20 protein-coding genes are annotated in these 26,948 nt (G+C 61.1%); 8 read left to right on the top strand and 12 right to left on the bottom strand.

Annotation, left to right across the window (positions count from 1 at the left end):
* Window positions 1-19: 19 nt before the first annotated feature.
* The 4 genes from IEW17_RS07005 to ruvX all read right to left on the bottom strand — a co-directional run bounded on the left by IEW17_RS07005 (window position 20) and on the right by ruvX (window position 6,316).
* Window positions 20-1,594, bottom strand: a complete 1,575-nt coding sequence (locus IEW17_RS07005) for a SusD/RagB family nutrient-binding outer membrane lipoprotein (protein ID WP_188561324.1) — start codon at window positions 1,592-1,594, stop codon at window positions 20-22.
* Between the two features lie 19 nt (window positions 1,595-1,613).
* Window positions 1,614-4,826 (bottom strand): SusC/RagA family TonB-linked outer membrane protein, encoded by a 3,213-nt coding sequence (locus IEW17_RS07000; RefSeq protein ID WP_188561323.1) that lies wholly within the window; start codon window positions 4,824-4,826, stop codon window positions 1,614-1,616.
* 326 nt (window positions 4,827-5,152) lie between these two features.
* Window positions 5,153-5,761, bottom strand: coding sequence for a peptide deformylase (gene def / locus IEW17_RS06995; protein WP_188561322.1), 609 nt, complete (start codon window positions 5,759-5,761; stop codon window positions 5,153-5,155).
* A 129-nt stretch (window positions 5,762-5,890) separates the two neighbouring features.
* Window positions 5,891-6,316 carry a Holliday junction resolvase RuvX gene (gene ruvX / locus IEW17_RS06990; RefSeq protein ID WP_188561321.1) on the bottom strand — a complete coding sequence of 142 codons (426 nt, stop codon included), beginning with the start codon at window positions 6,314-6,316 and terminating at the stop codon, window positions 5,891-5,893.
* Between the two features lie 521 nt (window positions 6,317-6,837).
* Here ruvX and IEW17_RS06985 point away from each other — a divergent pair.
* Window positions 6,838-8,514, top strand: a complete 1,677-nt coding sequence (locus IEW17_RS06985) for a S41 family peptidase (protein WP_188561320.1) — start codon at window positions 6,838-6,840, stop codon at window positions 8,512-8,514.
* Between the two features lie 45 nt (window positions 8,515-8,559).
* Here the strand turns inward: IEW17_RS06985 and IEW17_RS06980 are convergent, their stop codons facing one another.
* Window positions 8,560-9,999 carry an amidohydrolase gene (locus IEW17_RS06980; protein WP_229748854.1) on the bottom strand — a complete coding sequence of 480 codons (1,440 nt, stop codon included), beginning with the start codon at window positions 9,997-9,999 and terminating at the stop codon, window positions 8,560-8,562.
* Window positions 10,000-10,279: 280 nt separating this feature from the next.
* Between IEW17_RS06980 and IEW17_RS06975 the strand changes: the two genes are divergently transcribed.
* The 3 genes from IEW17_RS06975 (at window position 10,280) to IEW17_RS06965 (ending at window position 14,249) form a co-directional block, all read left to right on the top strand.
* Complete coding sequence (locus IEW17_RS06975) at window positions 10,280-12,361, top strand: S9 family peptidase (protein WP_188561319.1); 2,082 nt, start codon at window positions 10,280-10,282, stop codon at window positions 12,359-12,361.
* A gap of 87 nt (window positions 12,362-12,448) precedes the next feature.
* Window positions 12,449-13,654: a homogentisate 1,2-dioxygenase gene (locus IEW17_RS06970; RefSeq protein ID WP_188561318.1), complete on the top strand. Its 1,206-nt coding sequence runs from the start codon at window positions 12,449-12,451 to the stop codon at window positions 13,652-13,654.
* Window positions 13,655-13,709: 55 nt separating this feature from the next.
* Complete coding sequence (locus IEW17_RS06965; RefSeq protein ID WP_188561317.1) at window positions 13,710-14,249, top strand: hypothetical protein; 540 nt, start codon at window positions 13,710-13,712, stop codon at window positions 14,247-14,249.
* A gap of 87 nt (window positions 14,250-14,336) precedes the next feature.
* Here the strand turns inward: IEW17_RS06965 and IEW17_RS06960 are convergent, their stop codons facing one another.
* From IEW17_RS06960 to IEW17_RS06950, 4 genes are all read right to left on the bottom strand, one after another.
* The gene (locus IEW17_RS06960) at window positions 14,337-15,074 is read right to left on the bottom strand and encodes a hypothetical protein (protein WP_188561316.1); all 738 of its coding nucleotides are present in this window, start codon (window positions 15,072-15,074) and stop codon (window positions 14,337-14,339) included.
* A 6-nt stretch (window positions 15,075-15,080) separates the two neighbouring features.
* Complete coding sequence (locus IEW17_RS20835; protein ID WP_229748853.1) at window positions 15,081-15,326, bottom strand: hypothetical protein; 246 nt, start codon at window positions 15,324-15,326, stop codon at window positions 15,081-15,083.
* Between the two features lie 66 nt (window positions 15,327-15,392).
* Window positions 15,393-16,955 (bottom strand): hydroxymethylglutaryl-CoA reductase, encoded by a 1,563-nt coding sequence (locus IEW17_RS06955; protein ID WP_188561315.1) that lies wholly within the window; start codon window positions 16,953-16,955, stop codon window positions 15,393-15,395.
* A gap of 83 nt (window positions 16,956-17,038) precedes the next feature.
* A complete protein-coding gene (locus tag IEW17_RS06950) occupies window positions 17,039-17,755 on the bottom strand; it encodes an energy transducer TonB (protein ID WP_188561314.1) in 717 nt (238 codons plus the stop codon).
* 536 nt (window positions 17,756-18,291) lie between these two features.
* Between IEW17_RS06950 and IEW17_RS06945 the strand changes: the two genes are divergently transcribed.
* Window positions 18,292-19,107: a phytanoyl-CoA dioxygenase family protein gene (locus IEW17_RS06945; RefSeq protein WP_188561313.1), complete on the top strand. Its 816-nt coding sequence runs from the start codon at window positions 18,292-18,294 to the stop codon at window positions 19,105-19,107.
* A 148-nt stretch (window positions 19,108-19,255) separates the two neighbouring features.
* Window positions 19,256-20,038 carry an SDR family NAD(P)-dependent oxidoreductase gene (locus IEW17_RS06940; RefSeq protein WP_188561312.1) on the top strand — a complete coding sequence of 261 codons (783 nt, stop codon included), beginning with the start codon at window positions 19,256-19,258 and terminating at the stop codon, window positions 20,036-20,038.
* Between the two features lie 59 nt (window positions 20,039-20,097).
* Here IEW17_RS06940 and IEW17_RS06935 read toward each other — a convergent pair whose 3' ends face one another.
* Window positions 20,098-20,649 carry a phosphatase PAP2-related protein gene (locus tag IEW17_RS06935; RefSeq protein WP_188561311.1) on the bottom strand — a complete coding sequence of 184 codons (552 nt, stop codon included), beginning with the start codon at window positions 20,647-20,649 and terminating at the stop codon, window positions 20,098-20,100.
* Window positions 20,650-21,098: 449 nt separating this feature from the next.
* Here IEW17_RS06935 and IEW17_RS06930 point away from each other — a divergent pair, with 449 nt between their 5' ends.
* Together IEW17_RS06930 and IEW17_RS06925 are read left to right on the top strand one after the other, a co-directional pair.
* Window positions 21,099-22,415: an amidohydrolase gene (locus IEW17_RS06930; RefSeq protein WP_188561310.1), complete on the top strand. Its 1,317-nt coding sequence runs from the start codon at window positions 21,099-21,101 to the stop codon at window positions 22,413-22,415.
* A gap of 260 nt (window positions 22,416-22,675) precedes the next feature.
* Window positions 22,676-25,090: a M4 family metallopeptidase gene (locus IEW17_RS06925; RefSeq protein WP_229748852.1), complete on the top strand. Its 2,415-nt coding sequence runs from the start codon at window positions 22,676-22,678 to the stop codon at window positions 25,088-25,090.
* Window positions 25,091-25,176: 86 nt separating this feature from the next.
* Here the strand turns inward: IEW17_RS06925 and IEW17_RS06920 are convergent, their stop codons facing one another.
* Together IEW17_RS06920 and IEW17_RS06915 are read right to left on the bottom strand one after the other, a co-directional pair.
* Entirely contained in the window at window positions 25,177-25,911 is a 735-nt protein-coding gene (locus tag IEW17_RS06920; RefSeq protein ID WP_188561308.1) for a hypothetical protein, read from the bottom strand.
* 77 nt (window positions 25,912-25,988) lie between these two features.
* On the bottom strand, window positions 25,989-26,759 hold the full coding sequence (locus tag IEW17_RS06915) for a hypothetical protein (protein WP_188561307.1): 771 nt from the start codon (window positions 26,757-26,759) through the stop codon (window positions 25,989-25,991).
* Window positions 26,760-26,948: the final 189 nt, after the last annotated feature.

Below are 26,948 nucleotides of genomic sequence, written 5' to 3'. Positions count from 1 at the left end.
TGTTGGAAGTTAGGCCGGGCTATCTAGCCCACCACACCGACACACTCGTGAGGATGTTTACATCCTGGTTTTGAGCTCCTGCGTTGGCCGTAAGTTCCGACAGGGGAAGAGCAAAACGCTTAGGCAGCGTGGCGTCATCACCGGCCGGGTTCAGGGCCGGGTTCAGGCTGGGGTAGCCCGTGCGCCGGTAGTCATTGTACGCCTCCAAACCGTTGCCTACCCAGGAAACCCACTTTTGAGTGATAATCTTGTTACGCCTCTGCTCGGTAGTGCCGCTGAGAATGGCAACTCTGGGGTTGGCAGCGAAGTAAGCTGTAACGTCCGTATTGGCGATGCCGGCTTTAATCATCGATGCACGGATGGCATCCTGGTAGAGCGACTGGGCCGTGCCTGCTACCGTAATGCCGGGCAACGTTAACGCCGACTCCGCCAGGATGAATAGCCGCTGCACGTTGGTCAACAAGCGAGCCGGAGCTTCTCCGGAGTTGCCCCGAATGTAAATGTTGTAGCGTGAGCGGTTAGCTAAAGCGGGAATCGTAAGGCCGCTCGCCGTGCCACCGTTCTGATAGCCGGTGAATGTCAGAAAGGTCGGCGTTGGCACTCCGTTTACCACAGGCCCGGGCAACGTCGTCACCGTGCCAGTGGCGTTCACCGTTGCGGTCGGCGTGGGGGTTGGCGTGAAATAGATTGGCAGACGTGGGTCATTCAACACCCTCATGCTGTCGAGCAGGCGCTGGCTCAGCATCTGGTCGCCGGTGCGGTTCACGAAGTTGAAGGAGTACAGCGGATTCTGGTTGCCGTTACTGGAGCCAAACGGAACTTCGAAATCGTCAGCATTCGAGGTGAAAGCCCCCGCTGCTGCCTGGTTGATGAGGGAAGCGGCCAGGGCCGGCTCCCGCTTGCTGATGGTATTGGCAAATTTGAGCAACAGGGTGTTGCCCATCTTTTTCCACTGTGTAATGTTGTTGGCCGTTTTGCCATACACCGGGTCATCGGTGGTACCGGGCTTCAGGGTGCTGGGCTTATCCAAATCCGCCAGTCCTTCCTTTACCAGGTCAATTAAGCTCTGGATGCCCAGCGCAGAATTGCCTTTGTAGATGTCTTCCTGCTTGTCGTAGCGCGGTCTGGTGTTGTCTTTGCCTTTGAGCGCCTGTGAATACGGGACGTCGCCATACATGTCCGTGACGATGGAGAAATTGTACGCTTTCAGCAATTTGGCGATGCCCCCATACGCTGGGCTTTCCTTGGTGGCTGCCAGGTCAATCAGCGTTTGGGCGTTAATCAGCGCACCGCCGTAGAGTTCCCCGTTCCACTGGTTGTCGAACGAGCCGCGGATGTTGTAGCGGTCGTAGTCCGCCATCTGGTTGGCAGTACCCGCTTGGTGCTGGATAAAGAGAGAGGCGGCTCGGCCCAGGTCGTTGGTGGCCGCAAACCCGGAATAGACAACCGTGCTGGTGAATAGCAACGGCATGGTTACCACTGTCGGGCTGTTGGGGGTCGTGTTCACGTCCAGGAACTTGTCCCGGTTGCAGCTGAAGGTAGACAATGCCACTGCCGCTGCAAGCGTAATGCCTGCTAGTTTCTGATTTTTCATGAGAAATTGAATGGCTGGATTAGAGGGTAAAGCGCAGGTTTACACCGTAGTTGCGCGTGTTGGGTGCACCTTGCAGGTCGAGGCCCCGGATGTTGCCCGCTCCCTGCGTGTTCAGCTCCGGGTCGAAGTTGGCGTTGGGTGCGTAGTAGAACAGGTTGCGGCCCGACACCGACAAGCGCACTTGGCCAAAAGGCGTTCGCCCAAGCAAATCTTTTGGTATCGAATAGCCCAGCGAAACTTCCCGCAGGCGGTACACTGTGGCATCGTACACGTTTAGCGGGCTCTGCAGGCCACCGGAAGCGCCCCAGTAAGTCTGGGCATCAATTTCGATGTTGTTGGGACGGTAGCTGCCGTCGGCGTTGCGGATAACGCCGGGGATGATGCGCGGGGCCTCGCGGTTGATGCCCGTTTCGTACAGGTTGCCGCTGCCTTTCAGCGAAGCGTTGGTGAAGGAAAGTACTTCGCCGCCGTACTTGGCATCAACCAGGAAGGAGGCCTCCACGCCCCGGTAATTGAAGGTGTTCGTGACGCCGCCCTGCCACAGCGGGTTCGGGTCGGCAATCACCGAGTTGGGAATACCAGGAGCAAACGTGCCAGTGGTCTGGTTGATAATGTACTTGCCCACAATCGAGGGGTCGTTCTCCCGGCCCGTCACCGGGTCCTTCGCGGGCACCCGCGGCAGGGCGTTGCCAATGATAACGCCGTAGGCCTCGCCCACCCGGAAGCTGGGCTGCGAGCCGATGAAGCCCCCGCCCGCGATGGTAGAGGTGGTGATGCCCGGAGCAATGCTGATGACTTCGTTCTTAATCCGGGTGAAGTTCGCGCTGATGTCCCAGCGGAAGGCAGACGTTTTGACGGGGTTGACGAGCATGATGCCCTCAAACCCTTTGTTGTCCAAACGACCCACGTTGGCGAAAAGAGTACCAAAGCCCGAGGAGCTGGCGATGGTAACAGGGATAATCTGGTCTTCGCTGCGGGTGTAAAAGCCCGTCAATTCGAAGCTCAGCCGGTTGTTGAAAAAGCCGAGGTTGGTGCCCACTTCGTACGACTTCGTGGATTCGGGCTTGAGGGTGTTGCCGCCGCCAATGGTGTTGGCGATGACAAAACCGGGAAACGTGCCGTTGACGTTTGAGAACGGAAAGTTGATGCTCGCCACGTTGTTGCCCACGCTGCCTGAGCGGTAAAGGGTTTCCAGGGCGTATGGGTCAGCGTCTTTGCCCACTTTCGAGATGTTCGCCCGCAGCTTGCCGTAAGAGAAGAGGCTATTCGAAATCTTAAACGCGTCGGTGAATACGAAGCTGGCAGTGGCCGACGGGTAAAAGAAGGTGTTGTTGGCTACCGGAAGGGTCGAAGACTGGTCGACCCGACCCGTCAATTCCAAAAACAGGTAGTCTTTATAGCCCAACGACAGCTGGCTGTAGGCGCCCAGAAGGCGGCGTAGGCTGTTGTTTTCGCCCGTGCCATTCGAAAACACGGTGCCGTTTTGCGCGTTAAAAAAGCCCGGGACCGCCAGGTTTTCCGACTGGGACGTGATGGTCTGCGTACGCCGCTGGTTAATGTTCTGGCCTACCAGCAAGCTGGCGTTGAGCCCTTCCATGAAGATGTTATCCTTTTTGGCCGTTGCAATGATGTCGCTGTTGAACTCGGTGCGAGTCAGCGCTTGGTCCTGAATCAAGCCCAACGGGTTGCGGGCGGAGCCGGCCACGAATACCGTCTTGCGGCGGTCGGTGTAGGTGTCCAGACCTACCCGATACAGCACGTTCAGCCAGGGAGTAATGTCGTATCCGAGGTTGGCCACGTTAATAAAACGGGTTACGGCCGAGGTGGTGGTGTTTTTGTTAGCGCTAAAATAGGGGTTTTCAGTATTTGGGAAAAACTGATTGGCCCCCGTCACCGGGTCCACAAACGGCATGCCTTGCAGGTTAAGGCTCCGGGGTACCGCGAAAGAGAGGTTCGAGAAGGCCGAGTTGTTGTTGCCTTGGCTTACCCCGCTTTGGTTGGTTTGAATGAAGCTCACCGAACCGCCGACTCTCAGCTTGTTCTGCAATTTAACGTTGCCCCCCAGCAGCACGTTGGTACGGTTGAGCTCCGAACTCTGCACAATGCCTTTCTGGGTGGTGTTGCTCACGTTCAGCGACACGTTCTGGTCGGGGTTGCCGCCCGCGATGTTCGCGCCGTTGGTAAGGATGGTGCCCTGGCGGTAGAAGTCCCGGATGTTGTTCGGGTAGTTCTGGTAGGGGAGCTGGCTGCCGTCGGTCAGCAACAAGCCGTTGACCAGCGTAGGAGTGGTGCCGAAGCGTGGGCCGAATGACGCGGAGCTGGCACTGGGGTTAAAAACGTTGCCCGTGCCTCCCGTGTTGATAACGCCGTTGGCGCCCTGGCCATATTCGGTTTGCAGGCGAGCGGTACCGTACACGTCCTGCACGTTGAAGCTTGAAGTAGCGGTTACTTCCAGCTTTTTGTTGGCGCTGCTGCCGTTTTTAGTGGTGATGATGATAGCACCCGAGGATGCCCGCGAGCCGTAGAGGGCCGCGGCCGCCGGGCCTTTCAGGATGTTGATGCTGGCAATCGACTCGGGGTCGATGTCCAGCGCCCGGTTCGAGACCTGCGCAGCGCCCAGGCTGCCCTGGCCGCCGCCGCCGAAGCCGCGCTCCAGGTCGTTGCTAATCGGAATACCGTCGACCACAAACAGCGGCTGGTTGCTGCCCTGCAGCGACGTAATGCCCCGGATGTTGATGTTGGTGGACGAGCCGGGCAAGCCGCTGGACGAGCTGATGTTCACGCCCGACACTTTGCCCTGCAACGAGTTCAAGACGTTGGGCTCCGATTTCTGTGAAATCTGCTCCGCCTTGATTTGCTGGGTGGAATAGCCCAAAGAGCGGGTGTCTTTTTCGATGCCCAGGGCCGTCACCACTACCTCGTTGAGCTGCTTGGAGTCGCCGGCCAGCGCCACGTTGTACTCCGAGCCCGCCCCCAGGGGCTGCTCCACGGTGGCAAAGCCTACCGAGCTAAACACCAGCGTGCCCCCGGAGGCCGGCACACTCATCGAAAACGCCCCGTCCATATTGGTCGACATGCCCACGGAAGTGCCTTTCAGTAGCACCGTTACCCCAGGCAATCCCTCCGATGTTTGCTTATCGGTCACCCGCCCGGATACCTTCCGGTCCTGCGCCGACGCGTACTGCAATGCCCCCAGCACTAGCAGCAGCCCCATAAGTAATAGTCTTTTCATGCTTGCGTGATTTTTGTCGGTGAATTATCACCAGCAAATAACAGACAACCACTCCGTATAAAGAAGCCTCTTAATTCCATTACAGAATAGGGACTATGATTGCACCCAAAAAACTAGCTAAAATTCGCTGGAAAAAATCTGAACAATCGTCTGACACAAAACATGTTATTGTACACGCTCCCTAATAATTATCAGCCATTATATCTTTTTGGAATGGGTCATGCTCAAACCATTCTTTTGGCTCCCGGCCAAATGCGGCTCAGTGCCCTGTCTGCTCTTGCCAGCGCCGGCCCAGCCGGCGGGGTATCTGTTGGTCAGTCCGCGCGTTAGCGCCGCCGGCCTTCGCCCGCGAACTTCATGCGGTAGTCGTGCTTCACGTCGCCCTTGCTGATACGGGCCAGCTTGCCCTTCAGCAGCTGCTTTTTAAAGGTGGAAAGCTTGTCCGTAAACAGTACGCCTTCGAGGTGGTCGTACTCGTGCTGAATCACGCGGGCCGCCATGCCGGAGAAAGCCTCTTCGTGGACCTGGCGGTTTTCATCTTCGTAGCGCAGCACGATGTCGGCGTGGCGGTTCACGAGCTCGCGCACGCCGGGGATGCTCAGGCAGCCTTCCTCGAAGCCCCATTCCTCGCCGGTTTCACTAACCATCACGGGGTTGATGAAGGCCCGCTTGATACCTGCCTCGGGCGTTTCGCCCTCTTCCAGCTCGGCCAGGTCCTCTTCATCCAGCTCCACCATCGGCCCCGAATCCATCACGAACAGGCGCACACTCTTGCCAATCTGGGGCGCGGCCAGACCCACGCCGTGGGCATAATACATGGTTTCAAACATATCGGCCACTAGCTGCTGCATGTCGGTGGCGGGCAGGTCGGCGGGCAGGTTTTTGGCTTTGGTTTTCAGCACGGGGTCGCCAATGGCGACAATGGAATAAATCATGGTAATGGTCGGTTTTGGAACAGAACGTCATGCTGAGCTTGCCGAAGCATCTCTACTGCTCAAGTAATCCATTTACTTCTGCGGTAGAGATGCTTCGGCTGCACTCAGCATGACGGTTTAACGAAACAACTAAACTTCCCGCATGAGCGGCGATTCGAGAAAAGATTGCAGAATAATGGTGGCGCTGATGCGGTCCACGGTGGCCTTGTCGCGGCGGGCTTTCTGGCCCAGGCCCCCGGCCAGCATAGTAGCATGGGCCATGCGCGAGGTAAACCGCTCGTCGAGCTCGTGAATGGGCAACTCGGGCAGGGCGCGGCGCAGCGTGCGCAGCAGGCCCACCACGGCGCTGGTCACATCGGTGGGCTCGTTGAGGAGCGTGCGCGGCATGCCCACCACGATGGCCCGCAGCGGCTCGCGCTGGTGGTAGGCTTGCACATAAGTCACCAAATCCTTGCTGTGAATGGTTTCCAGCGGCGTGGCAATCATGCACAGCGGGTCGGTCACGGCCAGGCCCACGCGCTTGTTTCCGTAGTCGATGGCGAGGATGCGGGGCATGGGCGGGGGAGGGGCAAGGGGCCGGGCACCTTGCCCGACGGGGCGCAAAGATACGGCCGGGGCCGGGCAAGCTTTTTCAGCAGGACCGCCACGCCACCGGTAGTGGCAGCAGGCCTTGCCACGCCCCGGCAAGCTGACCAATTCTAAGCCTGCCGAAACCCGGGAGCTATTGGTCAATCCGAAGCCAAAGTGCCTGCGTAGTTGTGCTCCGGTCAAGTGCAGCAAAGCTTAGTGCCATAAATCGTTTGGCTCACCGCGTAAGTCATTTCGTTCAGCGAAAAGAATCGGGTGTTGTCCGGATAAAATTATAAATTGCGTTCAATTACAGATAAACCTACGGTCAGCGTTTTAATTGTAATATGCCGGCAGCAAAGTCGTATTATAGCCTTTTGAAGATAAATTATTGCATTGCTATAAGAAATAGTGTAATGGTCGTTCTTTTAGCTAGTTAGCCGGGAAAGTTTCAATAAATTTGAGGTTAAATAAGCTTTCTTCTATTCGTTAATACTTCTACCCTATTTATGCCCTTTTCTTCGCCCGCTGCCCCCAAAACTGGTCGGCCTGCTACCGCTTGGTGGCGGCGCGGCTGGCTGCGGCAAACGGCTTTGTTGCTGCTGGCCGTGGGCTGTGGGGCGCTGGTGGCCAACAACCCGTTTCGGCCCTCGTCCGAAAACCCCGATGCCACGGCCCGCGGCTACCTCCGCTTCAAGGAAATCCTGAGCTACGTGGACCGCGACTACGCCGACTCCGTCGACACTGAGGGCCTGGCCGACTACGCCGTGGTGCAGATGCTGGAAAAGCTCGACCCGCACTCGGTGTACATCCCGGCCCGCGACCGCGAAAAAACTGACTCTTTCCTGCAAAGCGACTATGATGGCGTGGGCATCGAGTTCAACCTCTTTCGCGATACCATGACCGTGGTGGCCCCGCTCAGCGGCGGCCCGGCCGAGCAGGCCGGTGTGCAGCCCGGCGACCAGATTCTGAGCCTGGGCGGCAAGCGCGTATCGGGCGCGCGCCTCACTACCGCCCGCCTCAGCGAGCTGCTGCGCGGCCCCCGCGGCAGCAGCGTGGTGCTGGAGCTGCGCCGCCGCCACCAGCCGCGCCCGCTTAGCCTCAGCATTGCTCGCAGCCGTCTTCCCAATACTTCCGTTGATGCCGCCTACCTGGTCGATGAGCAGACCGGCTACATCAAGGTGAGCCGCTTTGCTTCGAATACCTACGAGGAGTTTAAGGCGGCCCTGGCTGACCTGCGCCGCCAGGGCCTGACGCGCCTCGTGCTGGACCTGCGCGGCAACCCCGGCGGCTACCTCGACCGCGCCACTCGCCTGGCCGATGAGTTTATTGGGGGCTCGCGCAAAATCGTGTACACCGACGGCAAGGGCGAGCAGTACGACTCCCAGACCTACGCCCGCGTGGCCGGCGAGTTTGAGGAAGGGGCCCTAGTGGTGCTGGTGGACGAAGGCAGCGCCTCCGCCGCCGAAGTAGTGGCTGGCGCATTGCAGGACCACGACCGCGCCATTCTGGTGGGCCGCCGCACCTTCGGTAAAGGCTTGGTGCAGCAGCCCATTGCCCTGAGCGATGGCGGCGAGCTGCGCCTCACTATTGCCCGCTACTACACGCCGGCCGGCCGCTCCATCCAAAAGCCCTACGGGGCCAACTACGCTGAATACAGCGCCGAGCTCACCGGCCGTTCGGCCCGTGGCGAGCTGCAATCGGCCGATAGCGTGCATTTTGCCAAGGCCCTGCGCTTCCGTACCGACCATGGCCGCACGGTGTACGGCGGCGGCGGCATCATGCCCGATGTTTTTGTGGCCCGCGATACCCTCGCCCACTCGGCTTACTACACCAGGTTGCTGAGCCGCGGCGTGGCTCGGGCCTTTGCCCTGAACTTCTACCAAGCGCATAAAGCCGAGCTGGAGGGATTGCGCTTCGAGCAGTTCAACGCCACCTTCCGCATCACGGATGCGCAGCTGGTGGGCCTCGCTGCCCAGGCTGCCCAAGCGGGCGTGAGCACCGATGTGGCCGCTGTGCGCCGCTGCGCGCCGCTGCTGCGCAACCTGCTCAAGGCATTTATTGCCCGCAGCGCTTATGGCCAGGTAGCTTATTATACGGTGCTGCGTGAGCAGGACCCGGAGCTGCAGCGCGCCCTGCACGCCGTGAACGACAGCACCGCTCAGCTGGCGCTGCTGGGCAAGTAGACCAGGGCGGGGCCCCACGGCCGGCCCACCGCCGTTCCGCTTGCGCTAATCCCGGTAGTTGAGGGCAGGCTTGCGGTCACCGAGCAGCGGCTTGTACACGTAGGTACCCACGTCTTGCTTGAACTCGGCTTTGGCCTTGATAAGCAGGGCTTCGTCGCTGAACAAATCGATGGCGGTGAGCGTCATGGTTTTGGCGGCCACCATCATGCCTTTGGTGCCAATTTCCTGGCCGCTGCACGCCACGGCCTGCCAGCTGTGGGCGGGCGTGCCCGGAATCCAGGTGGCGGCCGTGAGGCCCACGGTGGGCACTACGTAGCTTACGTCGCCCACATCGGAGCTGCCGCCCCCGTCGCTCAGGCCAAACGGCTGGATGGTGGCCGCATTTTCCACTGGCGGCGCGGGGTAGCCAAACGAGGCCTGCAGCTGCTTGCCGATGGCCATTTCCTGCGGCGTGTAGGCGACGCCGCCTACCTGGTCCAGGTTGACTTGCAGGGCGCGGGCCAGGGTTTCGTTGAGCAGCAGCTCGTGGGTGCCGCCAATGATTTCGTAGTCCATGGTGGTGCCGGTGCCCAGGGCAGCCCCCTCGGCTGCTTTCACCACGCGGGCAAACACGTCCTTCACCTGGTCGCGGTTGGGGTGGCGCACATAGTAGTACACCTCGGCATAATCGGGCACTACGTTGGGCGCCCTGCCCCCGCCGGTGATGACGTAGTGAATGCGGGTTTCCTGGGGCACGTGCTCGCGCATCATGTTCACCATGTGGTCCATGGCTTCCACGCCGTCTAGGGCGCTGCGGCCGCGCTCCGGCGAAGCCGCCGCGTGCGATGCAACTCCGTGAAAGCGAAATTTGGCCGAAGTGTTGGCAATATAGCTGGCCATCATGGACCGGTTCTGGTTGCTGGGGTGCCAGTGCACTACGGCGTCCACGCCGTCGAACAAGCCGGCCCGCACCATGTATACTTTGCCGCTGCCGCCTTCCTCGGCCGGGCAGCCATACACCTTTATCGTGCCCTTCAGCTTGCCTTCTTTAAGCAGCTTTTTCAATTCGATGCCGGTTGCCACGCTGGCGGTGCCAAACAGGTTGTGGCCGCAGCCGTGCCCCGCGTCCTGCCCGGCAATGGGGGTTTTGGCCGTCGTCGCCTGTTGCGCCAGCCCTGGCAGGGCATCAAACTCAGCCAGAATACCAATCACGGGTTTGCCACTGCCATAGGTGGCCACAAAAGCGGTGGGAATGTCTGCCACACCGGCCTGCACGGTGAAGCCGTTATCCTTCAGAGTCTTCTGGAGCAAGGCCGAGCTTTTGGCTTCTTTGTAGCCCACTTCGGCAAAGCCCCAGATGCTCTGAGCCACCTGGCGGTAATCGGCGTAGCGGCCCTGCAAATCCTGCAAGGCCTGGGTTTTGATGGCCGCCACCGGCTCGACTGGCTGGGCCGCCATCATTCCGATACTGAGCAGGGCGAGCGAAGCGTAAATTTTTGAATTCATGGTTGAGTAAGGAGAGAGGCGTAAGAACCCTGTCTGCTGTAGGCGAAACTAATACACGGTTGCCTTTCGCGAGCCAACGCTTTCTAAGTTACCGGGCAGTTTGATGCAGCAAGCTCGGTATCCTGAAGCAGCAAAGCAACGCCGGAATCCTGCCTTGGTTGGCTTATGAAAGTAATGAGACGAAGCACTGGAAACATAATGCACTGCAAAGGCAACGACAATACTATATTTTCATTCAGCTGACTACCTTTCGACTTCATCTGAATTTTTTGTCAAAGCCATGCTTCTTCATTTTACAACGAAACAGGTTTGCCGGGGCCTGGCCCTGCTGGCCTTGGCCCTGGCGCCCCTCACCGGCCTGCACGCCCAGCACCCGTTCGAGCTGGGCGACCTAGCCAAGCTCACCGGGCTGTCGGACCCGCAGTTTTCGCCCGATGGCAAGACCATTGCCGTGGTGGTTTCCACGCCTGACTACGAGGAGGACCGGTTCCAGACCGGCCTGCTGCTGGTGACGGCCGCCGGCGGGCAGCAGCGCCTGCTGGCCCAGAAGCGCATAGGCCTTACCCAGCCCCGCTGGTCGCCCAACGGGCAGGAGCTAGCGTACCTGGAAAAGACCGGCACGGGCAAAGACGCAGCCCCGCAGCTCTTTGTGCGGGCCCTGGCCGGCGGCGAGCCCCGGCAGGTGACCCACGCCCGCAAAGGCGTGCAGCACTACGCCTGGCGGCCCGACGGCGGCGCCTTCGCCTACGTGACGGCCGACGAGCCCGCCAACCAGGCCGGCCCGCCCGAAAAGGGCTACGACGCCTTCGAAGTGGGCAACAACGACTTGTTCCTAACCGCGGCACCCACGTCGTCGCACATCTGGCTAGTGCCAGCAGCCGGCGGCGACGCCCGGCGACTGACCTCCGGCGCGTGGAGCCTGCCGGTGACCATCCCGCCCGGGGCGCCCTCTTCGCCGCTGTCCTGGAGCCCAGACGGCAAGCTGCTGGCCTTCGTGCAAGTGCCCACGCCGCACTCCGGCAACGGCAACCAGCGCGCAGTGCAACTGCTGAACGTGGCCGACGGCACCACGCGCCCCCTCACCGGGCGCACGATGCTGGAAGGCTACCCAACGTTTTCCCCCGATGGCAGCCAGGTTTCCTACTGGTATCCGCGCCAGGGCAATACGATGAACATCAACGAAACATGGACGACGCCTGTGGCGGGCGGCGAAGGCAAAAACCTCACGCCCAACCTGGACCGCGACGTATTCCGCACAATCTGGATGCCTGGTGGCAAGAATTTGCTGCTCGGAGGCCTCGATGGTAACCGGACCTCGCTGTGGCTGCAGCCGGTGAAAGGCGGCGCGGCCCGTAAGCTGGCCCTGGGCGAAGTGAGCCCGACGTGGTCGTTCTGGGTAGAAGTGGGCGTGAGCCGGCAGGGCGGTATCGCCTTCATCGGTTCCAGCCCCAACCAACCCTCTGAGCTGTTTTACATGGCTTCGGCTTCGGCAGGACCGAAGCGGCTTACTGATTTCAACCACGACGTGAAAGCCCTGCAACTGGGCAAGGGCCAAACCCTGACCTGGCAGTCGGACGGCCTGCAGCACGACGGCGAGCTGACTTATCCGGCCAACTACACGCCCGGCAAAACCTACCCGCTGGTGCTCGTCATTCACGGCGGGCCCACGGCCGCGTCCATTGCCACGTTCTCGGCGCAGGCCCAGCTGTTTGCGGGCCGGGGCTACTTTGTGTTCGAGCCCAATTACCGGGGCAGCGACAACCTGGGCAATGCTTACAAAGCCGCCATTTACAAGGACGCGGGCGCCGGACCCGGCCGCGACGTGATGGCTGGCTTAACCCAGCTCAAGCGTGGCGGGCTGATTGACACCAACCGCATCGGGGTGAGCGGCTGGAGCTACGGCGGCTACATGACGGTGTGGCTGCTGGGGCACTACCCCGCGCAGTGGAAGGCGGCCGTAGCCGGCGCGTCGGTCACCGACTGGCTCGACCAGTACAACCTGGGCGACTCCAACATTCAGCGGGCGGCCGCGCTGGGCGAGTCGCCCTGGCTGAGCGAGGCCAACGCCCAGAACTACCGCGACCAGTCGCCCATCACCGCGGCCGGCAAGATTCGGACGCCCACGCTCATTCTGGCCAATACCGGCGACCCGCGCGTGCCCATCACGCAGTCGTACAAGTTGTTTCACGCTCTGAAAGACAACGGCGTTACCACCAAATTCATTGCCTGGCCGGTGGCCGCGCACAATGCCAGCGACCCCGTGCGCCAGCGCGAGCGCAACCGCTTCTGGCTGGACTGGATGGACACTTACCTCAAGCCCGGGACCGCTGCCGCCGCGCCGCCGCGCACCGGCACCAACTGAGCCGGGGCGGGGGTGGGGCGTTACTTCTGCGTATTTTCACGCCGCCAACCGCCAGGTTAGCGAAGCTAATCCCGCCCCCTACTTCTTATGGCTCATTACCACCGCCTCGGCCAGATTCCGCGCAAGCGCCACACCCAGTTTCGCCAGCCCGACGGCACGCTGTATTCGGAGCAGCTGGTGGGTACGCTGGGGTTTCATGGCGTGTCGTCGCTGCTCTACCACGTGCATCCGCCCACCCAAATCAAGCACGTGGGCGAGCCGAAGCCGTACGCGCCCAAGCTGCTCAAGGACCGGCCGCTGCAGCCCGAGCACCTGCGCACGCTGGCCCAAACCAGCACCGGCGGCGACTACCTGGCCGCCCGCCAAACGCTCATCGGCAACGCCGACGTGACCATGAGCATCTGCAACCCCACGGAAAAGAGGATGCAGTACTACTACAAAAACGCCCAGGCCGACGAAGTGATTTTCGTGCACGAAGGCCGCGGCGAGCTGTGGAGCCAGATGGGCAAAGTAGCCTTCGAGCCCGGCGACTATGTGGTGGTGCCGCGCACGGTCATTCACCAGCTGCACTTTGAGGACGGTCCGGTGCGGCTCATGATTGTGGAGTCGTTCAGCCCCGTGGAAACCTGCCGGCGCTACCGCAACCACTTCGGCCAGCTGCTGGAACACTCGCCTTACTGCGAGCGCGACATGCGCCCGCCATCGGAGTTGATTACCGAGGAATTTCCCGAAGGCGACTACGTGGTGCACATCAAGAAAGAGGGCCTGCTGCACGAGCTGACCTACGCGCACTCGCCCTTCGACGTGGTGGGTTGGGACGGCTATTTCTACCCTTACGCCTTCAGTATTCATGATTTTGAGCCGATAACCGGCCGCCTGCACCAGCCCCCGCCCGTGCACCAGACGTTTGAGGGGCACAACTACGTCATCTGCTCGTTTGTGCCACGGCTGTTCGACTACCACCCGCTGGCCATTCCCGCGCCCTACAACCACGCCAACGTCGATTCGGACGAGGTGCTGTACTACGTGGCCGGTAATTTCATGTCGCGCAAAGGTGTCGATTTGGCCTCGTTCACCTGGCACCCCACCGGGCTGCCGCACGGCCCGCACCCCGGCACCGTGGAGGCCAGCATTGGCAAAAAGGAAACCCACGAGCTGGCCGTGATGGTCGACACGTTCCGCCCGCTCTACCTCACCGAAGCCGCGCTGCCCTACGTGGACGGCCGCTACCCCATGAGCTGGAACCCCGGCTTTGTGCCCGACCCGCCCCGGGCGGCCGACATGATGGACTAAATCAGCCCGTCGGTGCGTTAGCACGCCTTTATTGAATTAACCAGTCTTCATTCGTATGAAAAAAAACCTTTTTTACCTCCTGCCACTGTTGGGCCTGTTGCTGCTCGGCAACTGCAAGAAAGTGCTCGGCCTGCTCACTTTTAACGTGGAGGATTCCAGCACGGTGCAGCTGCCGCCCTCGGGGCCGCTCACGGGCGTGCTGCTCACGTTACCGGGCGTCACGGTCAACTCTACGGCCAACGCCACTTACGCTAATAATAAAACGGCCGCCAATTACGTGCAGGACGTGATGCTCGACCGCCTCAACCTGACGGTGACCAACCCGGCCACGCAAAACTTCGACTTCCTGAAGCGCATCGAAATCTACATTGCCACCGACGCCACGGGGGCCAATAAGACGCTGCTCGCTTCGCTCGACCCCGTGCCCACCGGCCAAACCTCGCTGGCCCTGAAACCGGCCGGCAACAAGCTCGATATGTTTCTGCGCGGCGATTCTTACGCGCTATTCGTCACGGCCGAGCTGGCCAAGGTGCTGCCCCAAACCACCACGCTGCGCGTCGATTCGCGCTTCAGCGTGAAGGCGAACCCGCAGTAAGGGAATTAAATCAAAAGGCCGATGGCCGTCCGTCCTGCTTTATGATTAGCAGGACGGACGGCCATCGGCCTTTTGATTTAATCTTGCCTATTTTACCACCGCTATCCGGTTGTAGTGGTCGATGATGCGCGCCACTTCGGTGGGCTGGTCGAAGTGCAGGCGCTGGGCGTTGGCGAAGGCGCGCATGTCGTCGGCGCGCTTGCCGAACAGGCGCAGCACGGCGGCTTGATTCAGGTCGAGCGGATGCAGGGGCTCTTCGGGGGCATTGCCGACACCGGCCAGCAGCAGGGGAGCAAAGGAGAGCCGGCCCGCCGTGGCATCGGCCCCCGAGGCGTAGAGCCAGGCCAGTAGCAGGGGCCCGGCATCAACGGCTGTGAGCACTTCCACAAAATCGCGACGGGTACCCGCGCTGCCTTCTTTCACCAGGCGGGGGCGGAAGCGGCGCACCGGCGGCGTGCCGGGGCCATCGGCAGTCCCGAGGTCGAAGCCGCGCAGGCTGCCCACGGGCCACAAGTGCGTCGAGTCGGTATCAATCGAGTCCTGGGCTTCAATCAGGTGCAGGCCGGCGTGGAAGCGCAGGCCGGGCACGGGACGGTAGCGGCCATCGAAGGTGCGCAGGGCCCCGGGCTGAAAAGTGCCATCGCCAAAAAAGCCGGTCGCCTGCTTGGCCAGCACCGCGTGTGTCGCCGCACTCTGGAGCTTGGTATTGGCTTGATGGTAAATAGTGCGGGCCTCGGCCTGGTCGCGAGAGGCCTGAGCCAGCACCGCCGTGGGCCGTCCTCCCAGTAAAACAAGCAACGTAATAACGTAGTAGGAATGCTTCACTAATAATCAGGGCGAGGAGGGGTGAGAAATGGCGGCATCAAAAATACAATAACATCGGCATAAGCCGGTATCGCCGACGTATTTCCAATCATCATGCCAAGCCGAGCCCTTCCGACCACGGCAGGATGCCAAGGGAACTAGGCTGCCGGTCAAATCCTGGGCTCCGAGCAGGTTCAGGGCCACGTTGTCGCGCATGGTCTGCGCTGGGGCCGGGGCGGCTGGTAGGGCCAGCCCCAGCCCCAGCGCAGGCACAAACCGGGTCAGCAGGGTTGGGTTGAATGGAAAGGAAGAAGGCCGGACCGGAGCGGTCGGCGGCGGCTAGCGGTTGCGGCCGTACTGCTCGTGGCTGCTCACCCAGTCGGAGCTGCTGATGGCCGCGCCCAGGCTGAGCTCGCCGGCCAGCACCACGCCGGCCACTATTTCGGCAAACTTGCGCACCGTGCCCCGGCCCACGCAGCCCAGCATTTGCAGACATTCATTCTGGGTTGACAGGCTGGTGCCGCCGCCGTGCGTGGCCACAATCAGCGACGGAATAGTAATGCTGATGTACAAGTCGCCGTCCTTATTGACTTCTGAATACAGAATGCCGGCGCTCGACTCGCTCACGTTGGCCACGTCCTGGCCGGTGGCAATGAACATAGCCGTGATGCCGTTGGCCGAGTGCGCGCCGTTGTTATTGGCCCCCGAGATGAAGGCCCCCACGTTGCTCACCTGTCCGTGGTAGGCCAGCTGCTCGGGCGTCACGCGCATGCGCTGCATCAGCACATCGCGCTTCACCACGGCTTCGGCCACCACGCGTTTGCCGCGGGTGCGCATCACGTTGATTTGGGAGGCTTTTTTGTCGGTGGCGAAGTTCGATTCGAGGTAGAAATGCTCGATTTTCGCGCCTTTGTAGTGTTCTATAATCCAGGAGCAGGCCGCGAAGGTGGCCCGGCCCACCATGTTCTGCCCGGCCGCGTCGCCGGTGCTGAAGTTGAAGCGCAGGTAGGCGAACTTGTTGCTCAGGTACGTGTCGATGTACTGCAGCTTGGCCACACTCGACGTGCTTTCGGCCTGCGGCCGAATCAGACCGATGTTTTCCTCCACCCACAGGCCGAAATCGCGGGCTCCCCGGGCATCGTCGAACACAAAGACCGGGGCGCGCTGCATCGCATCGCCGATGACGGTGCACTTCACGCCGCCGCACAGGTTCAGGAGCTGGATGCCGCGGTTGTAGCTCGCCACCAGCGTGCCTTCGGTGGTGGCCATCGGAATCAGAAAATCGCCCTGGGCGTGCTCACCGTTCACCGTGAGCGGCCCGGCCAGGCCCACCGGAATCTGGGCCACGCCCATGAAGTGCTCGCAGTTGCCCTGCAGCTGGTGAGCATCAAAAGAGTAGTGCTTGAGGTGTTTGAATTCCTTGCCCGAAAACTGCTCGGCGAAGCGCTGCCGGGCCGCAATGGCGGCCTCGGAATAGTCGTCTTCCTCGGAGCGCGGAATGCGGGGCTTGGTGTTGGCCACGCTCACGATAGCGTCTTCCACTTCCACGTGCAGGTCGCCGAAGGCATCGGTCGAAAACCAGGCCTGCACCGAGTGGATGCCCTCGGTCAGAGCCGGCGTGTCGAGCACAATCACCAAGGTGCGGCCCACGGGCAGCTCAATGGCCTGCCCATCGGCGTTGATGTCGGCGGCGGCCCGCCGCTCGCCGTTGCCCAAATCAATCTGGATTTTATCGGCCGGAATCACCACATCGCCAATCTGCACCTGCCGGAAGCCGGTCACCTTCGCCGTATCGAGCCGGTTCTTGATGCTGAAAGCCACGCCCGCGTCTTGGGGCAGGTTGTGCAGGCTGCCACGCGTGTAAAGCAGCTTGAGGAGCATGGGGCTGGGGGTGAAGACCATCGTAGGGAGAGCGGGGGTTAGGTGATGAGGTGTGGAGAGTGAAGGTGGGGAGTTTTGGGCGGAAAATGTATAGAATGACCGCCCTATTTCAATTTGAAGGTAATTGGCAAAGTCAAACTTACGGGCACGGGAAGCCCGTTTTGTAAGCCGGGCATAAACGGTGGCAGGCATCGTACAACCACCAACGCCGCTTCATCGAACCGGTGGCTGAAGGTCTTAATAGCCTTAGCGTCGCGTACCTGGCCATCAACACCCACCGTGAAGGCGACGAAAAGTCGGCCTTCCGCCGCCACGATTTTGCCGTTCTTTCCTCGGGGCCACGCTATTCGCTTCTGGATGTAGTCAATTACCTCGCGGTTGCTGCCACCGTTCTGAAATACGGGCATTACTTCCATCACAGCTCCGTACACTTTGTCCTCGGGCAGGGTTAGTAGCGTTGTATCTGCCCGGAGCACAGATGCTGGTCTCATCTGGGCCGGCTGCCGCACCTGCGCCAGCGCTTCGCGCGCCGTCAGGCCCTGGCCCAGCACCAACACCAGCGCCATCAGAAACCACCGCAGCCGCCGCGTCAGGGGCGGTAGAGCCGTTGTCTGGGCCCGCCGGAACATACCGCACACCCGGCCATCGGGCGCGGCGGCGTGGGCGGCAGCCAGGTCGGCCACGGGGTTGGTGCTCTGGCTGAAATCCTGCACTACGCGCTGGCAGCTGCCGCAAAAATGCCCTTTTTCGTGCGCGCTAAACGCGGACGGGCCCACCGGGCAGGGCGTCAGGGAGGCGTTGAAGGTTGGCAACAGGAGCATGGCCGGGTGGGATAGAGGCAGAATGGACTGAAAATATACACGGTTTTAGCTGCCTGCTTGATTTTGCGGGCGCGCTAGCTCGCCATTTTGCTGCCCTGGAGTTTGGCCACTGGCGGTGACTCAAGCCGCGAAAGCGACTTTTTTACCCGCACCAGCTAAGAAGCTGTTTGAGTTAGCTAAAATCATTCTGAAATGGTCATGCTCATTTGGCGTCCGCCGCCTATCAAAGCATCTCTACCGCTTCGCTTGAGCCGGTGCAACAATGCGAGCGAGATGCTGCGACAAGCTCAGCATGACCGTTTTATTAACTCAAACAGGAGCTTCTAAGGTATTTTGGGGTGCTGGCCGTTGGCCCCCAAACGTTCATGCTTCGTTCACCCGCCCTAGGCTTACTTAATGTTTTCGAAACCCCCACGTGACAGCGTGGTTATAACCGCCGTGCTGGTCTTAGCCCCCTACCTAACTGGCAGGGGCTAGGTCAGACGTATTACCTTTGTGTGCCGGCAGGAATACCTGCCAGCCGCCACTTTTTTGTTATGGCCCTATCTTCTGACTACCCCCGCTTTACGCTTGGCAGTGCCCTCACCCCCGAGCAAAGGGCTTTTTTTGCTAAATACGGTTTCCTCCACTTTCGTCCCTTCGCTTCGCCGGAGTACGTGCAGCAAATCCTGAATGCCACGCAGGAAGTGCAAGCCAACTGGCTGGCCGCGGGTGTTGAGAAAGTAAATGGCGTGCCCATTAAGTACGGCCACGACGTGGACGGCGCGCCCATCGTGCAGCGCTTCGCTTTTGCCTCGCAGCACCACCCCGTGCTGCACAACCTGCTGGAGGATGACCGTTTCAAATCCCTGTTTCCCCTGCTCGAAGCCGAAGGCGGCCGCGTAGGCGAAAACGAAAAGGACGGCCTCGTGGTGAACCATTACGTGAACGTGGAAGGCTCCGAATTCTCGCAAATGGGCTGGCACACCGACTCGCTGCGCGACGTGTTCTACGGCAAGCGCATCGGCCCGATGCTCAACGTGGGCCTGCACCTCGACGGCACCAAGGCCACCAACGGCGGCCTGCGCATTATTCCCGGCACCCACCGCCAGGGCTTGCACAAGATGCTGTTTCGCAAGAAGTACTACAAGGACGTGTTCTACGACCCCAACGAAATGGCCGTTGAAACCGAACCCGGCGACCTCACCGTGCACGACGGCCGCATGTGGCACCGCGTGGCCCAGTCGCCGCTCACCGGCGAGGCCAGCCGCCGCCGCGTGATGTACGTGCCCATCATCGCGGGCAAGTACCAGCCCAAAAGCGAAGCCAGCCCCACGCCGTTCTACCTGCGCTTTCTGCACCTGGTGAAGTAGCTCAGCTGAAAAAAACCAGAACGTCATGCTGAGCGGAGTCGAAGCATCTTTATCGCGCAAGTATTTAGTTGCTCACGCGGTAAAGACGCTTCGACTCCGCTCAGTATGACATTCTGTTAGTAAATCTGTTATCATTTTCAGTCACTCAATGGCCTACGCTCTTGTTACCGGCGCTTCGCGCGGCATTGGCCGCGCCATCGCCCTCCAGCTGGCCCAGCGCGGCTACGACCTGCTCCTAGTAGCGCGGTCCGAGGACCAGCTCGCGGCCCTGGCCCTGGAAATCGGCACTCGGTATAAGCGTCAGGCGCACGTGCTGGCCACCGACCTGGCCGCCCCCGCCGCCGCCGAAGCCGTAGCGGCCTGGACGACCCAACAAACTGACCAGTTGGCCATCCTCGTCAACAACGCCGGCTACGGCCTCTGGGGCCGCTTCGAGCAGCTCAGCCTGCCCGAGCAGCAGAACATGCTGCAGCTGAACATGCACCTGCCCGTGGCCCTCACCCACGCCCTGCTGCCCGCCTTGCATCAGGTTCCCAAAGCCTACATCCTGAACGTGGCCAGCACCGCCGCCTACCAGGCCGTGCCCTCCCTGGCCCTCTACGCGGCCAGCAAGGCGTTTTTGCTGAGTTTCAGCCGCGGCCTGCGCTACGAGTTGAAGACTAGCAACGTGTCAGTCACGTGCATCAGCCCCGGCGCCACCACCACCAGTTTCGCCGACCGCGCCGGCATGGGCGCCGAGCTGCAAGCCACCGCCAATAAGGTATCGATGACCGCCGAGGCCGTGGCCGAAGCCGCCGTAACGGGTCTGCTGGCCGGCGAGGCCGAAATCATCCCCGGCGTGCTCAATAAGGTATCGGCGGGCCTCACTAGCCTGGTGCCCAAAGGCTTGGTGGAGAAGATTGCGGCCGGGATTTACGAGAAGTATTTGTAGGGAAAGCCCGTCATTGCTTCGCTGCGTTCGCAATGGCAACTGCCTTCTCGCAACGACGGTTACTGCTTCGTGACCCGTCCCGCCAGCCAGTAGGCTCCCCACGCGAAAAACGGCGCGGCTAGCACATCGTACGAATAATGTACGCGCTGTACCAGCACCAGCAGGCCCACGGCTACGGTCATCAGGCCCAGCGCCCAGCGCCAGCGGCGGCCCCGCCCGGCCAGCATCAGCAGCGCCATGGTGGCGGTGTGGCCCGAGAAAAACAGGTCGCGCACGATGGGCTGGGTCGTCACCGCGAAGATGCGGTCCATCACCGGGTCGTGCAGCATAAGGAGGGTGGTGGGCGGCTCCAGCGGCAGCAGCCACAGCGTGGCCATGCGCAGCACTTGCAGGAAATAGTAGGCCCACAGCGCCCGTAGTAGCAATTGAGGCCGTGGCAGCAGGTAAACCAGCGTAGCCACGATGGCCCCGTAAATCAGCGTGAAGGTGAGCACCGATACATCACGTACCGGCAATAAGTCTAGCAGCGGGTCAGCCAGCAGCCACCCGGGCCGCGCCTGAATAAAGTGGTAGAAGCCCGGAACCACCGGCAGCAAACCCAGCAGCAACATCGTTACCAAGCCCAGTCGGAGCCGAAAGCCAGCCCGAGCCCAGGCCGTGGGCCACGACGGTTTTCTTGGGAATGCTGCGCGTGGCGACGCAGCGGACGCGGGGGCGACGAGGGATTTTAGCAAAGTTGCCACAACAACGATAGGGGGTAATGAAGCTGTTTAGAAAGTCAAGAAGTCTGTCATCCTGAGCGCAGCGAAGGACCTTATCACAACTGAAGGGTCTCGTTCAAGCGTGTTGTAGCCGGGATAAGGTCCTTCGCTGCGCTCAGGATGACAAACACTCAAAAAAATTGACTTTCTAAACAGCTTCAATATTTGAGCGGTAAAGCAAAGTGTAAAAATACGCCACCAACTGAACAGTAGCGCGCTGGTTGGTAGCCTTGGCGTAACATTGCTGCCCAACGGCCCTATTGTCGGGCTTTCTTACTCTCGCCAATCATCTTATCCTCATGCGCATTCTTCTTGTTGCCTTGCCCGCGGGCTTGCTGCTGGCCCTGGCCGGCCCCGCCGCCCACGCCCAAAATGCCGCCCTCAACGCCCGCATCGCCCAACTCGCCACCCAGGAAGAGCCCAAGGTAATTGCCTGGCGGCGCGACCTGCACGAACACCCCGAACTGGGCAACCAGGAAACCCGCACCGCCGCCCTCATCGCCGCGCACCTCAAAAAGCTGGGCCTGGAAGTGCAGACCGGCGTGGGCCGCACCGGCGTGGTGGGCGTGCTGCGCGGTGGCAAGCCCGGCCCCGTGGTGGCCCTGCGCGCCGATATGGACGGCCTGCCCCTCACCGAAGCCAACGAGCTACCCTTCGCGTCCAAAGTAAAAACGACCTATCTGGGCCAGCCCGTGGGCGTGATGCACGCCTGCGGCCACGACACCCACGTGGCCATGCTCATGGGCGCGGCCGAGGTATTGACCCAGGTGAAAGCCGACCTGCCCGGCACCGTGAAGTTCATTTTCCAACCCGCCGAGGAAGGCTCGCTGCCCGGCGTGGAAGGCGGGGCCAAGCTCATGGTGAAGGAAGGCGTGCTCGATAAGCCCAAGGTCGATGCCATATTCGGCGTGCACATCAATGCCCAAACCGAAGTCGGCAACCTGGCTTACCGCTCCGGCGGCGAAATGGCTTCCTCCGACCGGTTCGCCATCAAGGTGCAGGGCAAAGGCTCGCACGGAGCCTACCCCTGGAACAGCGTGGACCCCGTGGTGACGGCCGCCCAGATTATTATGGGCCTGCAAACCATCGTGAGCCGGCAGGTGAAGCTGATTGACGACGCGGCCGTGGTCACGGTGGGCACCATCAACGGGGGCGTGCGCTACAACGTTATCCCGCCCGATGTGGAGCTCACGGGCACCATCCGGGCGCTGAACCCCGAGGTGCAAAAGCAAATCTGGGCCTCCATCCGCCGCATTGCCACCAACATTGCCGAGAGCGCCGGGGCCACTGCCGAGGTCACCATCGACCCCTACGTGCCCGTGACCATCAACGACCCCGCCCTCACGGCCCGGATGCTGCCCACCCTGCAAGCGGCGGCCGGCGCGGCCCACGTGCGCGAAATCAAGGCCGTGACCGGGGCCGAGGATTTCTCCTTCTACCAGGAAAAAGTGCCGGGCCTGTTTCTCTTCGTGGGGGGCATGACCAAGGGGCAAGACCCGGCCACCACCGCCGACCACCACACGGCCGGCTTTCGCATTGATGAGAGCGGCTTGACGCTAGGCGTGAAAACCCTGGCCACCCTGGCGGCCGATTATCTGAACGCGCCAAAACGCTAGCAGATTTTTGACTAAGCGGCCATTATTGATTAAGGAATATTTCAATTAGTATTAATGCAATTAGGTCTTCATCAAACCCTCATCAAACGTACAAAATTTCGGTTATTGTGATGAAATTGTTAATGTTTGGCAGGTTTCATCACGAAAATACATAGATTGCGGTCCGTTAGATGAAAAAACGTCAACACAATTTGTTTTCGATTTTCATCAATCGTATTTAACTTTTCATGAAGAAACAATACTCTGTCGCTGCATTACTCATGCTCGGCACTTTGGCTTCGGCCCAAGCTCAGGATGCCTCGCGCATCCAAACCAAGGTACTGGGCGAAGACAATCAGCCCGTGCTGGTGCAGTTTAATGCCGAAGGCAAAGCTGCCTACCGCGGCATGCCAGCCGAGCAGGTGCTGCGGCAGCTGTTGGCCCTGACCACCGCCGACCAGCTGCGTTCACGCACCGTTGAAACCGACCAGTTGGGCTTCACTCACCAGAAATTTGCCCAGTACTACCAGGGTGTGCGCGTCGAGCACGCCTCGTACTCGGTGCACGCCAAGGGCGGCACGACGGAAAGCATCAGCGGCGACTTTGAGAAAATCACGGGCCTGAACACCACGCCCACGCTGAACGAAAGCGCCGCGCTGGACCGTGCACTGGCTAGCGTAGGAGCCCGCAAGTACATGTGGCAAACCAACGACGCCGAAGCGGCTTCGTACCGCCCCCAGGGCGAGCTGGTAATTGTGCGCGACGCCCGCAATGGCGAAACCGGCCCGCTCGTGCTGGCCTGGAAATTTAACGTGTACGCCGCCCAGCCTGTGAGCCGCGCCTACATCTACGTTGACGCCCGTAGCGGCCAAGTGGTGCTCAGGGACGACATCATCAAGCACGCCGCCGCCACCGGCACCTTCGCCACCGCTTACAGCGGCTCGCGCTCGGTTGCCGACGGCACCACCACCAACGGCTACTACCTGCGCGAAGTGACCCGTGGCCTGGGCATCGAAACCTACAATTGCAAGAAGGGCAACAGCTATACCGCCGCCGTTGATTTCGTGGACGCCGACAACAACTGGACGTCCGCCGAGTACAACAACGCCAACTTCGACAACGTGGCCGGCGATGCCCACTTCGGCGCCCAAGCCACCTACGACTATTGGAAAGGCGTACACGCCCGCAATTCCTGGGACAACGCCGGTGCCAAAATCAAAAGCTACATCCACTTCGACGACACCCCCGGCGACGGCGTGGGCTACGAAAACGCTTACTGGAACGGCAGCGTGATGACGTACGGCGACGGCGACACCCGCTTCCGCCCGTTGACATCGATGGACGTGGTGGCCCACGAAATCGGCCACGCCGTGTGCGAAAAAACCGCCGGTTTGGTGTACTCGAACGAGTCGGGCGCCATGAACGAAGGCTTCTCCGACATCTGGGGTGCCGCCGTGGAGTCTTACGCTGTGAATACGCTGAGTGCCGCTTCGAGCGGCGTGAAAGCCAAGTCGACCTGGCTTATTGGCGAGGAAATCGACAAGGTGCAGGTGGCGTTGCGCTCCATGAGCGACCCCAACTCCCTGAACCAGCCTGCTTACTATAAGGGCCTGAAGTGGTACACCGGTACCGGCGACAACGGCGGCGTGCACACCAACTCGGGCGTGCTTAACTACTGGTTCTACCTAATTTCGGCCGGCAAAACCGGCACCAACGAGAAAGGCGTGGCCTACTCGGTGGCCAGCCTGGGCATCACCAACGCCGCTAAAATTGCTTACCGCGCCGAAAGCGTGTACCTGACGTCTTCCTCGACCTACTCCAACGCCCGCACCGCTACCATCGCAGCAGCTAAGGACTTGTACGGAGCCAACTCAGCCGCCGAGGAGGCAGTGACCAACGCCTGGTCTGCCGTGGGCGTGGGTGCTAAATACGCCGCCTCTTCTGTCGTGGCTTACTGCGCCAGCAAGGGCACCAGCGTGGCCTACGAGTGGATTGACTACGTGGAACTGGGCACGTTGGCCCGTACCTCGGCCGCCGACGCGGGCTACTACAACGGCACGGCCCTGTCCGCGCCGAGCATCGGGGCTGGCACGTCGCAAACCGTGAAATTCTCGGCCGGCTACGCGGGCACGGCGTACACCGAGTACTGGAAAGTCTACATCGACTATAATGGGAACGGCGTATTCACCGACGCCGGCGAACTGGTTGTAAGCGGCAGCAGCGCCAGCGCGGCCACGCTCAGCGCTACCTTTACCGTGCCTAGCACGGCTAAAACCGGCAACACCCGCATGCGCCTGGTGATGAGCGACGCCTCGGCCACCACCAGCTGCAATAGCTACAGCTACGGCGAAACCGAAGACTACACGGTGACTATCACCGGTGGCGCAGCCCTGCTAACTGCCACGGCCAGCGTCGCGGGTCTTACCAGCCTCACGGGCACCGTCACTCCTATCGGCAACGAACTGGCCAAGCAGCTGGAAGTATACCCCAACCCCGCCACGGATGCCGTGCGCATTGTGCTGCCCGGCAACGCCGAAGCCACCAGCGTAATGCTGACGGACGTGCGCGGTGCCCGCGTGGTTGGTGCCACGTTCAGCAACGGGACGCTGAACGTATCCAGCCTGGCCAAAGGAATGTACACCCTGAGCGTGAGCGACGGGCAGAAGGTGTTCCACCAGCGCTTCGTGAAGGAATAGTCTTCCTGCTAAGCTTAAGTAAAGAGGCCCGTTAGCTAATGCTGACGGGCCTCTTTTTTGTGCCTGGTTTTGGGTAGTGCCGGCACTTATTCCAGCGAATAATCCAGCTTGAGCATCACCGTGCCAAAGCCGTCGTTGCTGGCCGATGCGCCGCCGAGGCGCAGGTTGATGTCGTCGAGGTGGTCGGTGGTGGTGAAGTAGTAGTTTCCTTCGAGGCCGACGCGGAGCTTATCGATGACGCGGACGGTGAAGCCGGCCCCCACCGGGGCCACGCCGGCCAGGGCCGGGTAGTCGTTGCGCTCCGGCGCCAGGAAAGAAGTGTCGCCGGTGGCGCGCTCGGTGCCTACGTAGGACTTTGGGTCATAAAGCAAAAGTCCCGCGCCGCCCTGCACGTAGAGCTGGAAAATCGGCGCTTCGGTCATGGAGGCGGCAAACACCGACTCATCGGGCAGCAGGTCGAAGCGGAGCAGTACCGTGCCCAGCCCATTGGTGCTGGTGAAAGCCAGGCCCCGCTCCTTGGCCTTGTCGCGCGCGCCCATCTTCAGGTAAGAAAATTCGCTGCCCAAGTGCAGGTGGGGCGTGAGACGGTAGCGCACGCCCACACTCAGGGCCGGGCTCAGGAAATTATCGCCGGGGCTGTTGCCCAGGTCGCCATTGTAAAGCGCCGTGCCGCCGCCAAGCGTGACGTGCAGCGGCCCACGGTAGTAGGCTCGTCCCTGGCTGTTGTAGTGGCGCACCTGGCGCTGGTGCTGGGCCTGGGCGGCCTGGCTGCTAAACAGGCCAGCGGCCATTACTCCCAAAATCAACGCTTGAAACCGCATACTTTCCAAATAAGATAAAAAACTACTTGTACGGTTCTCAACGCCCAAACCGCCGAAATCCGTTTATACTACCCGTTTTATTTGAATATGCCCTGCGGGTCGGGCAGCTTGGCTTGCAGGTCGCTGATGAGGCTGAAATCGAGGCTGCTCACGTTCAGGGCCTGGCCTTTGTGCACGGCGGCCCAGGCTTCGGGGTACTTTTCCTGGTAGTAGAGGCCGCGGGCCTGCTGCTGCCAGGCCACGGCGTTGGCCGGGTCGAGGGTGGTGGCGCGCTGCAGCAGGTCCATGCCGGCGGTCAGGTCTTTTTTCTTCTTGGTGAGGCCGTAGCGAATGAGGTAGCTGATGCCCAGGTCGCTGAGCATGGGCGCACTGGCTGGTGTCAGCGCCAAGCCCTTGGCGAGCAGGCCAATGGCCGCATCAGGCGTGGGCTGGGCGCTGGCCACAATGCCCAGCCCGTGGTAGGCATCGGCATTTTGCTGATTCAGCAACCAGGCCAGATTGAAGCGGTAAGCGGCCGTATCGGGCTGGTTCTCGCTGAGGTATTCGTAGCCCTTGGTGGAGAAAAACGTGCTGGCCTCGGCAGCGGAAGCAAAGCTGGCGGCAATGGCTTTCAGTCGGGCTTCGCCGATAACCTGAGTGGCTTGGGCGGGTGTGATACCCCCAAACAGCGGCTGCAGACGGGCCGGGCGCGCTGGGGCTGGGGCTGGGGCTGGGGCCGCCAGGCTGCCGTCGGCGTTCACGGGCTTGCCCTTGCGCTGGGCCTGGGCGCGCGGCGCTACCAGCAGGCTCAGTAGCAGCGTGGCGGCCAGCGCCCGCGAAACAGATTTGAAAGTGACGGAAACGAGCACGGCTACGAATAAATAAATAATGAGAAAGCACCAGCCACCTAAAAAAGGGCTCGGCGCGGTTGCTGACAAAGATAAAGCCAAGCCCGGCACGGACCGCTGCTCTCCTTCTGCGCGAACGCGCAAACTGTGGCCGGCCCGGGGGCGTAGGTGAGCCATTCTGCCGGCAATGGGCAGAGGTTTTATTCCTGT

The sequence above is a fragment of the Hymenobacter frigidus genome (assembly GCF_014640435.1).
GTDB classification, from domain to species: Bacteria; Bacteroidota; Bacteroidia; order Cytophagales; family Hymenobacteraceae; genus Hymenobacter; species Hymenobacter frigidus.
The sequence above is the reverse complement of the archived record's forward strand: the minus strand, read 5'-3'. Positions and strand labels throughout refer to the sequence as shown.

Bases quoted from the DNA above. Each gene is read 5' to 3' on its own strand.
- IEW17_RS07005 (WP_188561324.1), bottom strand. From the start codon at position 1,594: ATGAAAAATCAGAAACTAGCAGGCATTACGCTTGCAGCGGCAGTGGCA.
- IEW17_RS07000 (WP_188561323.1), bottom strand. From the start codon at position 4,826: ATGAAAAGACTATTACTTATGGGGCTGCTGCTAGTGCTGGGGGCATTG.
- def (WP_188561322.1), bottom strand. From the start codon at position 5,761: ATGATTTATTCCATTGTCGCCATTGGCGACCCCGTGCTGAAAACCAAA.
- ruvX (WP_188561321.1), bottom strand. From the start codon at position 6,316: ATGCCCCGCATCCTCGCCATCGACTACGGAAACAAGCGCGTGGGCCTG.
- IEW17_RS06985 (WP_188561320.1), top strand. From the start codon at position 6,838: ATGCCCTTTTCTTCGCCCGCTGCCCCCAAAACTGGTCGGCCTGCTACC.
- IEW17_RS06980 (WP_229748854.1), bottom strand. From the start codon at position 9,999: ATGAATTCAAAAATTTACGCTTCGCTCGCCCTGCTCAGTATCGGAATG.
- IEW17_RS06975 (WP_188561319.1), top strand. From the start codon at position 10,280: ATGCTTCTTCATTTTACAACGAAACAGGTTTGCCGGGGCCTGGCCCTG.
- IEW17_RS06970 (WP_188561318.1), top strand. From the start codon at position 12,449: ATGGCTCATTACCACCGCCTCGGCCAGATTCCGCGCAAGCGCCACACC.
- IEW17_RS06965 (WP_188561317.1), top strand. From the start codon at position 13,710: ATGAAAAAAAACCTTTTTTACCTCCTGCCACTGTTGGGCCTGTTGCTG.
- IEW17_RS06955 (WP_188561315.1), bottom strand. From the start codon at position 16,955: ATGGTCTTCACCCCCAGCCCCATGCTCCTCAAGCTGCTTTACACGCGT.
- IEW17_RS06950 (WP_188561314.1), bottom strand. From the start codon at position 17,755: ATGCTCCTGTTGCCAACCTTCAACGCCTCCCTGACGCCCTGCCCGGTG.
- IEW17_RS06945 (WP_188561313.1), top strand. From the start codon at position 18,292: ATGGCCCTATCTTCTGACTACCCCCGCTTTACGCTTGGCAGTGCCCTC.
- IEW17_RS06940 (WP_188561312.1), top strand. From the start codon at position 19,256: ATGGCCTACGCTCTTGTTACCGGCGCTTCGCGCGGCATTGGCCGCGCC.
- IEW17_RS06935 (WP_188561311.1), bottom strand. From the start codon at position 20,649: ATGTTGCTGCTGGGTTTGCTGCCGGTGGTTCCGGGCTTCTACCACTTT.
- IEW17_RS06930 (WP_188561310.1), top strand. From the start codon at position 21,099: ATGCGCATTCTTCTTGTTGCCTTGCCCGCGGGCTTGCTGCTGGCCCTG.
- IEW17_RS06925 (WP_229748852.1), top strand. From the start codon at position 22,676: ATGCTCGGCACTTTGGCTTCGGCCCAAGCTCAGGATGCCTCGCGCATC.
- IEW17_RS06920 (WP_188561308.1), bottom strand. From the start codon at position 25,911: ATGCGGTTTCAAGCGTTGATTTTGGGAGTAATGGCCGCTGGCCTGTTT.